General features: G+C 71.0%; 10 protein-coding genes and 3 CRISPR repeat arrays. Of the genes, 9 read left to right on the top strand and 1 reads right to left on the bottom strand.

The window, feature by feature from the left end:
- Positions 1–330 precede the first annotated feature (330 nt).
- A CRISPR array of direct repeats spans positions 331–1,091; the repeat unit is 29 nt; unit sequence CCACTCCCCGCACCCGCGGGGCTGTTCCC.
- 214 nt (positions 1,092–1,305) lie between these two features.
- Positions 1,306–2,526, bottom strand: coding sequence for a helix-turn-helix domain-containing protein (locus E1283_RS17680; RefSeq protein WP_132819031.1), 1,221 nt, complete (start codon positions 2,524–2,526; stop codon positions 1,306–1,308).
- Positions 2,527–3,031: 505 nt separating this feature from the next.
- Between E1283_RS17680 and E1283_RS17675 the strand changes: the two genes are divergently transcribed.
- The 9 genes from E1283_RS17675 (at position 3,032) to cas2e (ending at position 13,824) form a co-directional block, all read left to right on the top strand.
- Positions 3,032–3,271, top strand: coding sequence for a DUF7848 domain-containing protein (locus tag E1283_RS17675; RefSeq protein WP_132819030.1), 240 nt, complete (start codon positions 3,032–3,034; stop codon positions 3,269–3,271).
- Between the two features lie 546 nt (positions 3,272–3,817).
- Positions 3,818–4,334: direct repeats of the CRISPR family, unit length 29 nt; unit sequence CTGCTCCCCGCACCCGCGGGGCTGTTCCC.
- 331 nt (positions 4,335–4,665) lie between these two features.
- The gene (gene cas3, locus E1283_RS17670; protein ID WP_132819029.1) at positions 4,666–7,404 is read left to right on the top strand and encodes a CRISPR-associated helicase Cas3'; all 2,739 of its coding nucleotides are present in this window, start codon (positions 4,666–4,668) and stop codon (positions 7,402–7,404) included.
- A gap of 5 nt (positions 7,405–7,409) precedes the next feature.
- Positions 7,410–9,119, top strand: coding sequence for a type I-E CRISPR-associated protein Cse1/CasA (gene casA / locus E1283_RS17665; RefSeq protein WP_243744908.1), 1,710 nt, complete (start codon positions 7,410–7,412; stop codon positions 9,117–9,119).
- A complete protein-coding gene (gene casB / locus E1283_RS17660) occupies positions 9,116–9,811 on the top strand; it encodes a type I-E CRISPR-associated protein Cse2/CasB (RefSeq protein ID WP_132819028.1) in 696 nt (231 codons plus the stop codon). The genes casA and casB overlap by 4 nt, the downstream gene beginning before the upstream one ends.
- Before the next feature lie 49 nt (positions 9,812–9,860).
- Complete coding sequence (cas7e, locus tag E1283_RS17655) at positions 9,861–11,096, top strand: type I-E CRISPR-associated protein Cas7/Cse4/CasC (protein ID WP_132819027.1); 1,236 nt, start codon at positions 9,861–9,863, stop codon at positions 11,094–11,096.
- The gene (gene cas5e, locus E1283_RS17650) at positions 11,093–11,821 is read left to right on the top strand and encodes a type I-E CRISPR-associated protein Cas5/CasD (protein ID WP_132819026.1); all 729 of its coding nucleotides are present in this window, start codon (positions 11,093–11,095) and stop codon (positions 11,819–11,821) included. The genes cas7e and cas5e overlap by 4 nt, the downstream gene beginning before the upstream one ends.
- On the top strand, positions 11,821–12,525 hold the full coding sequence (gene cas6e, locus E1283_RS17645) for a type I-E CRISPR-associated protein Cas6/Cse3/CasE (protein WP_132819025.1): 705 nt from the start codon (positions 11,821–11,823) through the stop codon (positions 12,523–12,525). The genes cas5e and cas6e overlap by 1 nt, the downstream gene beginning before the upstream one ends.
- Before the next feature lie 7 nt (positions 12,526–12,532).
- Positions 12,533–13,483 (top strand): type I-E CRISPR-associated endonuclease Cas1e, encoded by a 951-nt coding sequence (gene cas1e / locus E1283_RS17640; RefSeq protein ID WP_132819024.1) that lies wholly within the window; start codon positions 12,533–12,535, stop codon positions 13,481–13,483.
- Entirely contained in the window at positions 13,480–13,824 is a 345-nt protein-coding gene (gene cas2e / locus E1283_RS17635) for a type I-E CRISPR-associated endoribonuclease Cas2e (RefSeq protein ID WP_132819023.1), read from the top strand. The genes cas1e and cas2e overlap by 4 nt, the downstream gene beginning before the upstream one ends.
- A 127-nt stretch (positions 13,825–13,951) precedes the next feature.
- Positions 13,952–14,225: a CRISPR direct-repeat array (repeat unit 29 nt; unit sequence GTGGTCCCCGCCTGCGCGGGGCTGTTCCC).
- Positions 14,226–14,371 lie beyond the last annotated feature (146 nt).

Here is a 14,371-nt window from a genome sequence, read left to right as displayed (position 1 = left end):
CACCCCCTCTCCACCGGCGAACACTTCGAAGGCCTCGGCCCCACCGCCCTCCGCCGCCTCGTCCTCCCCCACGCGGGCGTCTCCATCGGCTACCGGGTCTTCCCGGACCGGGTCGAGGTCCGACTGGTGTGGCTGATAGGCCACCCGTGACCGTGCCCGGCCCGGCCCGGCCGCCGCAACCTGCCGGCCCCCAGGCCCACTTCGCCGCGAGCCCCATTTCGCCACCCAGGGGAGACAATGCCCAGAATGACCAATATTCCCGTAAGGCCCGAACCTCAGGAAGTGAGTAAAATCCACTCCCACCCCAGCTAAACCCGCAGGCCACGACCTCCACTCCCCGCACCCGCGGGGCTGTTCCCGCAAGGGGCGCATCCTCACCGAGGACGAGTTGCCACTCCCCGCACCCGCGGGGCTGTTCCCTCGACAGCGGTAGGGCGGTAGGTAGGGCGGGGCCACTCCCCGCACCCGCGGGGCTGTTCCCATCCAGCGCGCCCTCGACCTCGGCATCCGCCTCCACTCCCCGCACCCGCGGGGCTGTTCCCGCAGCGGGCTGGTAGACGGCGAGCATGATCCGCCACTCCCCGCACCCGCGGGGCTGTTCCCAGGCAGCCGCACGGGTCGAGTCGGACCAGCTGCCACTCCCCGCACCCGCGGGGCTGTTCCCGGCCAGTAGGCCAGCACCGCCGTCGAGGGGATCCACTCCCCGCACCCGCGGGACTGTTCCCTCCGGGTCGCTGCCGGCCACCAGGCCGGCGGCCCACTCCCCGCACCCGCGGGGCTGTTCCCTTGTCGAGCTTGGCCGGGCGCGTGTACGCCTTCCACTCCCCGCACCCGCGGGGCTGTTCCCGGCAGCGGGAGGCGGCATGAGCGCCAACCGCGCCACTCCCCGCACCTGCGGGGCTGTTCCCCGGCGTCTCGCCGAGGTGCTGCCCGCCGTCTACCACTCCCCGCACCTGCGGGGCTGTTCCCGCAGCCAGGATGTGCTTGATGTTCTGGCGGTACCACTCCCCGCACCCGCGGGGCTGTTCCCGCGAAGAAGCCCCCGCTCGGCCGGAGCCGAGCCCACTCCCCGCACTCGCGGGGCTGTTCCCTCGATGTCCTTGACGGGGAATCCGTCTTCGCTCTGCTCCCCGCATCCGGGGGGCTCCGACCACCCAGCCGTCGCCGCGCCGGAGTTCGAGGTCCACGTCATCACCGGCGCTTCGGTCTGCGTTGACACGGCCCGACTCGGTGGCCAAGCTGTCCCAAAACACCACCCACGCACCGCGGACAGGCCCCTGGTAAAGCATTCGCGAGTTCAATCGCTCACTTCTTCAACGGCGGCAGCCCCTTCATCCCCTCGAACGCCTCACGCAAGTCCGAAGCCTCTGGGATCTTCCGCAGTTCTACCGCCGTGACAACCTCAAGTGCACGCCAGTGGTTGGACGGAACAACACGCCCGGACAGTATCGCCTTCTGTGCCGCGTCACACGCCTCGTCCAGCCGACCATGGGCAACCAGAGTAAGAGCCAGATCGATATTCGCCGATGCCACCCGGCGCGGCCATTTGCTGATGTCAGCCCCGGGCGCAAGGCGGGCGATGACCTCCCTGGCATACCCCTCCGCTGCTACGTCCCCAAGCCACGCAAGTGTCGTGGCAGTGTAGGCCGTTGATTTCGCGGGATCATATTGGTAATGATGCTCCGGTCGGTGATTCATACCAAGCGCCGCCGACTGCCGCTGGACTCGATCAATGGCCAGGTAGGTTTCGCGTGCTTGCCCAAGCCTGGCTCGCGCCCGCCCCTCCTGCGCCGCCGCCTGAATAGCCACAGAGCTACCATCAGGAGCGAAACTCTGCGCCATGAGAGAGAGTTCGAGCGCTCGCGAATAGTCACCATCGGTGAGGACTCGCCAAGCTTCCGTCTCGTAGCACCAGGACTCGATTTCCACATGACCCGCCTGCCGTGCAAGGGAAACAGCCGTTCTCAGCTTCGCCGTGGCGGCATTCGGCTGATTCAGATCGATGTGCAGGGTGGCCCCGAGCAGCGAGAACCATCCCCCTATGACAACGAGGCGCCTATGCTCCTCCAGCGTCTTTCGCACGCCCAAGAGGTTGCTGACGTAGCCGGTGTGCTTGCGTACTCGCTCCAGCAACTCCTGCGGTGGAGTGGCCGGGTAGGCTGTCGCCAGTTCATCAAACACCTGCTCAAGACGGCCCAGCGTTTCGTTGCCAACGTCACTGGCCTGGACACGTCGAGCCAACTCCAGCGCTTCCAACTCGTCTTCATGAGTCGGGAGGCCGACACCCAACCACCGGCTGGCATCTTCCGGTTGCGGGTCATCTGCGAACAGCAGGGAGTTCAATTCCCCGGGAGCAATACCCAGAAGGTTCGCGATCTTCGGACGTTGAAAAGGCTGAGGCTCTCCGTCACCCCGCTCCCATCGCTGAACCGTGCTGCGATCGACCCCGAGTGCGTGCGCGAATGATTCCTGAGTGAAACCGCGTGATTTTCGCTGGCGCGCGAACTTCAGCCGCTTTTCCGCCATGCCATCCTCCACAGCAACGGTTTGCCCAGGTCAGGGTACCTGATGCAGCGCTGACGCACCGAAAATGCAGCCTTCTCGCAGTGGCCTCACGCTGCGGTGATCAGCAAGTCTCAGAGGTCACCAACCACTCGTACCCACGAGATACGCCGTGAGAGGCAGGCAGCCTTGAACAACAGTAGCCCTGGTCACCCAAACGTGGGGTTACTCCTACGGGACACGGCCAAAGGCCGAGTTGGCGCCTTCATGGGCATGGCGGGGCCGTATGCCATGCTCCGCCCCATCGGCGGCGGCAGGGAATGGGAGGCTCACCCGAAGACCTTGTTCCGGTGGAGTCGGCGACGCCTGAGCACCCAGGCTCCGAAACCCTCCACACCTCCGACATCGCGCGACTGGAGTCGGCGTACACCATGCACCGGGTCGAGTGCGACACCTGCGTCCCCGACAGGCCATGCGAGTTGGCACAACGGATGGAACAGGCGCGTCGCGCTGCGGGAGCAGTGTCGCGATGACACGAGCGCGGTACCGCTTCCGCGAGCACGCCTTCAGTCCCGACGAGCGCCCTGAGGCACCGCCGGTGAGGTTCGTCATGCAGTGCGTGGCGTGTGGGCTGTTCAGCCCCAGGACCGAGGATGCCGAGGACGGTTCGACGTGGGCCTTCACTCACCTGATGGAGAACGCCGGGCATCTGGACTACATCGCGCACGCCACGCGGCCCTACCGGTTCGAACCGGGAGCGTGGCAGTGACGCGGACCATCCCGAAGGGCGCCGACCTCGTACTGAGTGCCGAGGCATCCATCTCGCCGAGGACGTAACGCACCCCGTCACGAACGGTGGAGCCATCCTCCACTCCCAGCAACAGGAAGTGCACCAGGGTCAGTTCATGGTGACGTTGATCGCCACTGATGCGCAGGCGCCGAGCACGTGCCGAACCGACAGCCTCACGGCCGAGGCCCCCGACACCCCCCGCACCCAGGGCACCCAGGTGCCTGGCGATGGTGTCTCGTGGCATCACCAAGACGATTTGCCGGGCCGTTGGCCCTGGCTGTGTTCGTCGCGGCGGCCGGCCTCGGCGGCTACCTCATCGGGAGCGGACAGGTCACCGGCGTGCCGCCGAAGACACCCGCACTGTCGTGCATGCGGCTAAGGTCGCGACCTGGGGCCAATACTGACGGCCACTCATCGAGCGCCAGGAGGAAGGCTGCCACGATGCGAGCTATTCCCGAAACGCGCCAATCTCATGAAGTGAGCAAAAACCGCTGCCCCACCAGCTAAACCCGCAGGTCACGACCTCTGCTCCCCGCACCCGCGGGGCTGTTCCCTGATGATCGGGCCCTGCTGCTCGATCAGCTGACTGCTCCCCGCACCCGCGGGGCTGTTCCCGACCCCACCGCAGCACGGGAATTCATCGCGGCCTGCTCCCCGCACCCGCGGGGCTGTTCCCAGATAGCCCACGAGCGACTGAACGTCGCCCGGCTGCTCCCCGCACCCGCGGGGCTGTTCCCATCGCCCACTCTGTCCAGGTGCTGGCCGAACGCTGCTCCCCGCACCCGCGGGGCTGTTCCCTCCCACCGTCATCGCTCTCAACCACATCCACCCTGCTCCCCGCACCCGCGGGGCTGTTCCCTCTCAACCTGGAGGGCCACCGAACCCCCACCGCTGCTCCCCGCACCCGCGGGGCTGTTCCCTCGGGCGCCCAGGGCTGCGTGCACGCCCAGTCCTGCTCCCCGCACCCGCGGGGCTGTTCCCGTCCAGCAGGTCAGACGGAAAGTCGATGTCGTCTGCTCCCCGCGCCCGCGGGGCTGTTCCCTTCTTCTCGCCCTCCTGGTTCTCGCGCCACGTCTGCTCCCCGCACCCGCGTTCGGTCACTCACAGGAGCCACCGGCACCAACCACGCCAGCCTCTGACCGAACGACCACGGCTCGGCGGAAAGGAACCGACCTTCATTCGATCACAGGCGGTCAATTTCAGGCAGATCCCGCATCTCCGCCAATCACCAGCCCTCGATGATGTCGAATGCACGCATGGATCATGAACTCCCAAGCCACCAGGGCCCCTTCGGCCGCTTGACCCTGGCCGCGCGGCGGGCGTGGGGGAAGCGTGATCGGGATACCGACGGGTGGTTGCCGTTGTGGCAACACATGGCCGACAGCGGAGCCGTCGCCGGGCGCCTGTGGAACGAGTGGGTTCCCGGCAGCGTCCGGCGGCTGGTGGCGGGCTGCCTCCCCGGCGGGGAGGCAGATGCCCGCCGGCTCGCGGTCTGGCTCGCGGCCAGCCACGACTGCGGGAAGGCCACCCCCGCCTTCGCCTGCCAGGTCGACGGCCTGGCGGGCCGCATGCGTGAGGTCGGGCTCGAGATGCCGGACCGGAAGCAGTTCGGTGACGACCGGCGAATAGCCCCGCACGGGCTCGCCGGGCAGCTGCTGCTCACGGAGTGGTTGGAGGAGCGGCACGGCTGGTCGGCGCGCGCGTCCGGGCAGTTCGCCATCGTCGCCGGCGGCCACCACGGCGTACCGCCGGGGTTTCAACAGCTGCATGACCTGGACACACGTCCCGAACTGATCCGAACCCCCGGCCCCAGCGAAAGCCTGTGGCGCGCCACGCAGTTCGAGCTGATCGACGCGTGTGCGGCCGCCGCCGACGTGAACGACAGGCTCCCGGCCTGGAGGGACGTCAAGCTGTCGCAACCCGCACAGGTCGCCCTCACCGCCGTCGTGATCGTCTCGGACTGGATCGCCAGCTCGACCGAGCTGTTCCCGTACACCTCCACCGGCGACCGGCTGGAGCCCGCCTGGCGAGGGCTTGATCTCCCCCGGCCCTGGCGCCCGGCCGAACCGCAGGACACCGCCGCCGAGTTGTTCGCCGCCCGCTTCGACCTTCCGCCCGGAGCCGAGATCCGGCCCGTGCAGGGCCAGGCGATCAGGCTGGCCCGGGAGATGCCCACCCCCGGGCTGCTGATCATCGAGGCCGCCATGGGCGAGGGGAAGACGGAGGCCGCGCTCGGCGCCGCCGAGATCCTGGCCGCTCGGACCGGCGCCGGCGGCTGCCTGATCGCGCTGCCGACCCGGGCGACGAGCGACGCCATGCTGCCGCGCCTGCTGTCCTGGCTGGACCACCTGCCGGGCGATGAACGCCACTCCGTCTTCCTCGCCCACGCCAAGGCCGCCCTCAACGACGAATGGGCCGGCCTCCTCCAGGCCGGGAAGCGGACGATCGCGGCGGTCGAACCGGACGGCGAGCAGGAGGTGCCGCGCCCCCGCCAACGCGGGCGGGCCGCGCCGACCGGACTCCAGGCACACCAGTGGCTGCGCGGACGCAAGAAGGGGCTGCTCGCCTCGTTCGCGGTCGGCACCATCGACCAGGTGCTGTTCGCCGGCCTCAAGAGCCGGCACCTCGCGCTGCGCCACCTCGCTCTGGCCGGCCAGGTCGTCATCATCGACGAAGTCCACGCGTACGACGCCTACATGAACGAGTACCTGGAGCGCGTCCTGCACTGGCTCGCCGCCTACCGGGTGCCGGTCGTCCTGCTCTCGGCCACCCTGCCGGACGATCGCCGACGCGCGCTGGTAGAGGCGTACGCCGACGCGGAGGTCGAAACCGTCGACGGCTACCCGCTGTTGACCGCCGCGGCCCCCGGCGAGCGCCCGATCACCGCACGTCCGGCGGCCGCCGCGGGCCGCGCCACCGACATCGCCGTCGAACCGCTCGACGACGACCTCACGACGCTCGTCGACCGGTTGGACGCCGAACTGGTCGACGGCGGCTGCGCGTTGGTCGTCCGCAACACGGTGGACCGGGTGCTGGAAGCCGCGGAACGGCTCCGCGACCGATTCGGGCCTGCGAACGTCACCGTGACCCACTCACGCTTCCTGGCCGCCGACCGCGCCCGCAACGACACCGACCTGCGCGAGCGCTTCGGACGGGACGGGAACCGTCCCACCGGCCGGCACATCGTCGTCGCCAGCCAGGTCGTCGAGCAGTCGCTGGACATCGACTTCGACCTGCTCGTCACCGATCTGGCCCCCGTGGACCTGATGTTGCAGCGCATGGGTCGGCTGCACCGCCATCCGCGCACACGACCCCCCCGGCTCCAAGCGCCTCGTTGCCTGGTCACCGGCGTCGAGTGGAACGCGGAGCCGCCCCGGCCCGTCCAGGGCTCGCGCAGCGTCTACCGGGGCGCGTACCCGCTCCTGCGCGCCCTCGCCGTGCTTCAACCGCACCTCGACGGGAAGCCGCTCTCCCTCCCCACCCACATCAGCCCGCTCGTCCAGGCGGCGTACGGCGCCGCGCCCGTCGGTCCGAGCGGCTGGGCCGAGGCGATGGACGAGAGCTTCGCCGTGTACCAGGAGGTGCTCGTCGACAAGCGCCAGCGGGCCGACGCGTTCCGGCTCGGGCCGGTCCGCAAACCGGGGCGGCCCATCGTCGGCTGGATCGACGCCGGGGTCGGCGACGCGGACGACAGCCCGAAGGGACGGGCCCAGGTACGGGACGGCGAGGAGAGCCTGGAGGTCCTGGTCGTCCAGCGCCGGACGGACGGCAGGCTCGCCACCGTCCCCTGGCTGGACAAGGGGCGCGGCGGGCTCGAACTGCCCGAGCACTGCCCGCCGCCACCCAGGGCAGCGGCGGCGGTGGCCGCCAGCGCCCTCACGCTCCCGTGGCAGTTCACCAAGCCGTGGGTCATCGACCGGGCACTCGACGAACTGGAGCAATGCCACGTGCCCGGCTGGCAGGTGAAGGAGTGTCCGTGGCTGGCGGGGGAGCTGATCCTCGTCCTCGACGAGGATTGTCAGACCCGCCTGTCAGGCTTTCAGCTCAGGTACAGCCGCGACGATGGGCTCCTGGTGACCTCCATCGAAGCGGACGACGCGCGGCGGGGGTGACACAGGTGGTGACGCAGATGGGGAAGCGGGTGACGTCCTTCGATCTCGTCGCCGAGCCATGGCTGCCGGCCCAGGGGGTGGACGGTGCCACCACGGACCTTTCGCTGCTGGAGGTCTTCGCCCGGGCCCACAGCCTCCGGCGGCTGGTCGGCGACGTGCCGACGCAGGAGTTCGCCCTCGTCAGGCTGCTGTTGGCGATCCTGTACGACGCGGTGGACGGCCCGGCGGACGTGGACGAGTGGCGGGAGCTGTGGGAGGCGGACGAGCCGTTCGCCGCCGTGCCCGACTATCTGGAACGCCACCGCGAGCGGTTCGACCTCCTGCATCCGACGCGCCCCTTCTTCCAGGTGGCGGACCTGCGTACCGGGAGCGACGAGGTGTCGTCGCTGAACCGGATCGTCGCGGACGTGCCGAACGGCGAGCCGTTCTTCACCATGCGCCAACCGCACGTGGCGCGGCTCTCCTTCGCCGAGGCCGCGCGCTGGCTGGTGCACGCGCACGCCTTCGACTCGTCAGGGATCAAGTCGGGCGCGGTCGGCGACCCGCGGGTCAAGGGCGGCAAGGGCTATCCACAGGGCGTCGGCTGGGCGGGCAACCTGGGCGGGGTCATGATCGAGGGCTCGTCCCTGCGGGAGACGCTGCTGCTCAACCTGGTCGCCGGCGACAACGACTTCCTGCGGTCGGAGAAGGAGGACCTGCCGGCCTGGCGTCAGCCCGACACACCCGGCCCGGCACCGTTCACACCCGACCCGAGCCGGCTTCGTCCCTCCGGTCCACGCGACCTCTACACCTGGCAGTCCCGGCGCGTCCGGCTGCACCACACGGCGGACGAGGTCACCGGCGTCGTCCTCAGCTACGGCGACGCGCTCACCCCGCACAACAGGCAGCACAAGGAGCCGATGACGGGCTGGCGGCGCAGCCGGGCCCAGGAGAAGAAGCTGAAGCGGCACCTGGTCTACCTGCCGCGCGGGCACGACCCGGCCCGGGCCGCCTGGCGTGGCCTGGCCAGCCTGCTCTTCCCGCAGAGCACGCCGAGCGACGGTTCCGCGCAGAAGCAGGAGGGGGCGGACAGCCTCACGGCGGGAGTCGTCCAGTGGGTGGCCCGGCTGACCAGCCGCTACGAGGCGGCGTTGCCGCGCGGCACGCTCATCAGGACGCGGGTCGTCGGCGCCGCGTACGGCACCCAGCAGTCCGTCATCGACGAGATGGTGGACGACGGCGTCCTGCACCCCGTCGTCCTGCTCCACGAGGAGGGCTCGGAGTACCGGAACGCGGCGGTAAAGGCCGTGGCGGACGCGGACGCGGCCGTCCGCGCCCTCGGGCAGCTCGCCGGCAATCTGGCCCGAGCGGCCGGGTCCGATCCGGCCGCGCCCACCGATTCCGCCCGTGACCTGGGGTTCGGCGCCCTCGACGGCCCCTACCGCCGCTGGCTCCGCGAGCTCGGCACCACGGCGAACCCCACCCACGCCAGGGAGGTCTGGCAGCGCACGGCGCACCAGATCATCCGGGACCTCGGGCGTCGGCTCCTCGACGCGGCCGGCCCGGCGACCTGGGAGGGGCGCTACGTGGAGACCGCGGACCACGGCAAGCGCTGGGTCGACGACACCCAGGCCGACCTGTGGTTCCGCCGCCAGCTCAACCGGGTCCTGCCGGCCGCCGCCCCGTCGGTCGAAGCCACCCCCACCCCGAACGACCCGACGGAGTCGACCGCATGACGACCAGCGAGAGCCCCGCCCCACCCCCGCCGGCGACCGTCCGCGACCTGCTCCGGGCGACCGTCGACCAGCACGTCAGGCGCCTGCAACGCGGCTACCGCAACGACGAGGCGACCGCCGTCGCCACCCTGGCCCGCCTCCGGCGCGGCGTCGGCCGCCCAGCGCTCACCGTGCCCGACCTGCTGGGCCTGACCGGCATGGAGAGGCTGATCGAGGGCGTCGACGAGCTCCCCGACGACGAGCGTCGCCGGCTCAACCCGGAACACGCCGAGGAGGCGCTGCATCTCGCGGTCACGCTCTGGGCCCTGCACCAACAGTCCCACCGCGACGGGGGCATGCACCTGCACGGCCGTGGTCTGGGAGCCGCCGTCCGCGCCCTCATGCGGAACGCCTCCGGGGGCGGCGACACCGAGCTCGACGAACCGCTACGCCGCCGGTTCGTCCGCGTCAGCACCGCCGCCTCGCCCGACGACCTGGCCCGGCGGCTGCGCGAGATCGTGCTGCTGCTGCGCCGCGACTCGGTGCCGCTCGACTACGGGCTGCTGGCGGAGCAGCTGTACCGCTGGCAGACGCCAGCGACCCGGGCAGACGTACACCGCGCCTGGGGGCGCGACTTCCACCTGGCCGGCGCGCGCGGCGCGAAGGGCCCCGCCCCCGCCGGCCCACCGGCCCAGGAGACGCCCGCGGCCTGACCCCCTCGTCGACCACACCCCAGCAGTACCTCTCAGGAGCCGAAGTCCCGTGACCCGAACGCCCCGAACGACCCGAACGATCCTCGACATCCACATCCTCCAGACCGTCCCACCCAGCAACCTCAACCGTGACGACACCGGCTCGCCCAAGTCCGCGATCTACGGCGGCGTGCGGCGGGCCCGGGTGTCGAGCCAGGCATGGAAGCGCGCCACCCGCACGGCATTCGACTCGCTCCTCGACGAGTCGGAGCTCGGCGTCCGCACCAAGAAGGTCGCCGAGGCGCTGGCCGGCCGGATCGCGGAGCTCGATCCGGCGCTGCCCGAGACCGCCGCGGTCGAACTGGCCGCCGAGACACTGCGCACCGCCACCGGCTCCAAGATCGAGCCGCCAACCCGCCGCGCCAAGAACGCGGACGCCGGGGAGCAGGCCCCCGCCCCCGAGTCCTCCTATCTGATGTTCCTCAGCGCCCACCAGCTCGGCGGCCTGGCCGAGTTGGCCGTCAAGGGCAGTGGCGGCACCGGCGACCTCGCGGCGCTGAAGGCGTTCCTCAAGATCAAGGAGAACCGTGCCGAAGCTCGTCGGCTGGTGAACAGCAACCACTCGGTGGACATCGCCCTCTTCGGCCGGATGGTCGCCGACGCGGCCGATCTCAACGTCGAGGCGGCCACCCAGGTCGCGCACGCCATCAGCGTCCACCCGGTCGACATCGAGTCCGACTACTACACGGCGGTCGACGACCGGAACAAGGAGGACGAGAAGGGCGCCGGCATGATCGGCGTCGTCGACTTCAACTCGGCCACCCTCTACCGTTACGCGGCCCTCGACGTGGACCGGCTCCAGCGGAACCTGGGCGGCGGCCTACGGGAAGACGAGCCGGCCACCCAGCCGACCAGGCGCGCCGTGGAGGCCTTCCTGGAGGCGTTCATCGCCTCCCTCCCCACCGGGAAGATCAACACCTTCGGCAACCACACCCTCCCCTCCGCCGTCCTCGTGAAGCTCCGCACGGCGCGCCCCATCAGCTTCGTCGCGGCCTTCGAGCGCCCGGTGCGGCAGGGCTCGGAAGGCGGCTTCCTGCACGGGAGTTGCCAGCAGCTCGCCCGGTACGTTCCGCAGCTGGAGAAGGCCTACGGCTGCGAGGACCGCGACCACACCTGGCTGATGCGGATCGGCGAGGACACCGCACCGCTCGCGGAGTTGGTCGAGGAGGGCCGGGCGGTCTCGCTCCGCGAGCTGGTCGAGGGCGTCGGGGACGCGGTCGCGGGCCGGCTGGGGCCGTCGGCATGAGCGTGCTGCTCCTGCGTCTGGCGGGCCCCCTCCAGGCCTGGGGGTCCACCTCCCGGTTCGCCCGCCGTTCGACGGAGAACGCGCCGACCAAGAGCGGCGTGCTGGGCCTGCTGGCCGCCGCCCAGGGCCGGCCGCGGGACGCCGACCTGTCGGACCTCGGCGCGCTGTGGTTCGGCGTCCGCGTCGACCAACCAGGCACCCGGCTACGGGACTTCCACACCGCGCACCACGCCGAGTCGGACAAGGCCATGCCGCTGTCCGAGCGCTTCTACCTCGCCGACGCGGTCTTCGTGGCCGGCGTGGAGGGAGAGCCGGCACTCGTCGACGCGCTGGACGAGGCCGTCCGCCGCCCGGCGTTCCTCCCCTACCTGGGGCGCCGGTCCTGCCCGCCGGCACAGCCGGTCGACCTGGGCGTGCGGGCCGGCGTCGACCTCGTCCAGGCGTTGGAGCGGGAGGCCTGGCACGCGTCCGCCTGGCACCAGCGGCGCGCCCAGGCCACCGCGCGCGGCGGGGCGGTCCCGCTCGACCTGCTCCTGGAGTGCGCTCCCGGCGAGGAGCCGGAGTTCACCCTGCGCGACGCGCCGATCAGCTTCGATCCCCGGCACCGGCGGTACGGGCTGCGCGGCCTGACCTCGCGGACGGTCGAGGCCCCGATGCCGTCGCCGTCACCGGCCGGGCCCCGGCCGCCCGCCCACGACCCCGTCGAACTGCTGAGGAGGATCTGATGTTCCTGACCCGCTTCCGCGTCAACACCGCGCGCCGCGAGGCCCGCCTCCTCCTCGGCTCGCCACGCCGCATGCACGGGGCGGTCACCATGTCCTTCCCCGACCTGCCGCACCACGAGGGCACCGGGCCACGTGTCCTGTGGCGGGTGGACCACAACTCCCCCGCCGACACCGTGCTGTACCTCGTCAGTCCGGTCCGTCCCGACCTGACCCACCTGGTCGAGCAGGCCGGCTGGCCGGCGGCCGACGGGCCCGGCTGGCAGACGTACGACTACGGCGGCTTCCTCGCCGACCTCGCCGACGGAGACACCTGGGCCTTCCGGCTCACCGCCAACCCGGTCCACAGCGTCCGGGTCAAGGACGGCCAGCCGACGAAGCGGACGGCGCACCGCACGCCACGCCACCAGCTCGGCTGGCTGCTGAAGCGCCAGAAGGACGCCGGGTTCGCGGTGCTGGAGAAGCCCGCCGAGCGCCGGCTGCTGCCGGAGGGGGACGAGCACCAGGTGATCGTGCACGGCCGGCACGACCACCGGTTCGGCAAGGGGGAGGAGAAGCGCGGCCGGGACGTCACCTTCACCGCGGTCACCTACGACGGCCGGCTGCGGGTCACCGACGCGGCCGCGTTCCGCGCCACCCTGACCGGCGGCCTCGGCAAGGCCAAGGCGTACGGCTGCGGGCTGATGACGCTCGCCCCGGTGCGGTGACGCCGACATGGCCACCGTCAGCCGTCGGGGCGCCTCGTCGCCCCGCGAACTCACCCGCGTCGGTGACCGGCTCTCCTTCGTCTATCTGGAGCGTTGCACCGTCCATCGGGACAACAACGCCATCACGGCGGAGGACGCCGACGGCGTCACGCACATCCCGTCCGCCACGATCGGCACGCTGCTGCTTGGCCCCGGCACCCGCGTCACCCACCAGGCGATGAGCGTCCTCGGCGAGTCCGGGGCGGGGGTGGTGTGGGTCGGCGAGCACGGCGTCCGCTTCTACGCGGGCGGCCGGGCCCTGACCCGCTCCTCCGGCCTCGTCGAGGCGCAGGCCACGGCATGGGCCAACCGCCGGAGCCGCCTCGACGTGGCCCGCGCCATGTACCGGCTCCGCTTCCCCGACGAGGACCCGTCCGAGCGCACCCGGCAACAGTTGCTGTCGATGGAGGGCGACCGGGTGAAGCGGTGCTACCGCCGCGAGTCGGCGCGCACGGGTGTCCCATGGCACCGCCGGGAGTTCAACCGAGACGACTTCTCGGCCGACGACGCGCCGAACCAAGCCGTCACCGCGGCGGCGCAGTGCATGTACGGCATCGCCCACGCCGTGGTGGCGGCTCTCGGCTGCTCCCCGGGGCTCGGCTTCGTCCACTCTGGCCACGAGCGGTCGTTCGTGCTCGACATCGCCGACCTCTACAAGACGGACGTCGCCATCCCGGCCGCCTTCGACGCGGCGGCCGAGGGCGAGGAGGACGTCGCCTCCCGAACGCGGCGGGCGTTGCGCGACCGCGTCAACAGCGGCGGGTTGTTGGACCGTTGTGTCCGCGACATCAAGGACCTCCTCGGCTACGACGGCACCCGCGACACGGCGGACGAGAGCCGCGACCGCGTCACTCTCCAGTCCGACCACGACACCCACGTCGACGGCGGCCGCAACCACGGAGACGAGGTGGTCTGGTGACCGTCATCGTCCTGACCAACTGCCCCGTCGGCCTCCGCGGCTTCCTCACCCGCTGGCTTCTGGAGATCTCCCCCGGCGTCTTCCTCGGCTCCCCCTCGAAGCGCGTGCGGGACGAGTTGTGGGACGAGGTCCGCGCCTACTCCGGCCAGGGCCGCGCGTTGATGGCCTACCAGACCAACAACGAACAGGGCTACGCCTTCGAAACCCACGACCACGCCTGGCACCCCACCGACCGCGAAGGCCTGACCCTCATCCACCGCCCCACCGACAAATCCCGCCGCCCGACCACACCCACCGGCTGGAGCAAGGCCTCCAAACGCCGCCGCTTCGGCGGACGGTAGTGGCCCTGAACGCACCGGGACAAGAACAGGGAGCGTGACGCTTTTGCACTATTACTTCGCTATGCCGGGATTCCAAGAAGTAAGCAAAAACGGCCTCCTGTGCGACTAAACCTGCAGGTCACGACCTGTGGTCCCCGCCTGCGCGGGGCTGTTCCCCCTCGTAGGTGCGGCGCTCGGCCATGTCCTCGCGTGGTCCCCGCCTGCGCGGGGCTGTTCCCCTGGTAGAGGACCGACCCATCCTTGCGCGCACGTGGTCCCCGCCTGCGCGGGGCTGTTCCCCACACACCTGCGACCTGGCCGTTGAACTCCGGGTGGTCCCCGCCTGCGCGGGGCTGTTCCCGCGCTTTCCATGGCCGGCGTCAAGCTGCGCCGGTGGTCCCCGCCTGCGCGGGGCTGTCCCCTGGGAGTGACTCATGGGCATGCCCGCGCGGGGTTGTTCGTGGCGTGGGCCCGGGAGCTGGGCTTCAGCCACTCGGGGATCGGCGTCGGTAGCCTGGGGGGATGCGCGGGGGGAACGTACGTGCCGTGGTGGTGGCCGCCGTTGTCG

This window comes from Streptomyces hainanensis (assembly GCF_004348415.1).
Classification (GTDB): Bacteria; Actinomycetota; Actinomycetes; order Streptomycetales; family Streptomycetaceae; genus Streptomyces; species Streptomyces hainanensis.
This window is presented reverse-complemented; position numbering and strand designations above follow the sequence as displayed.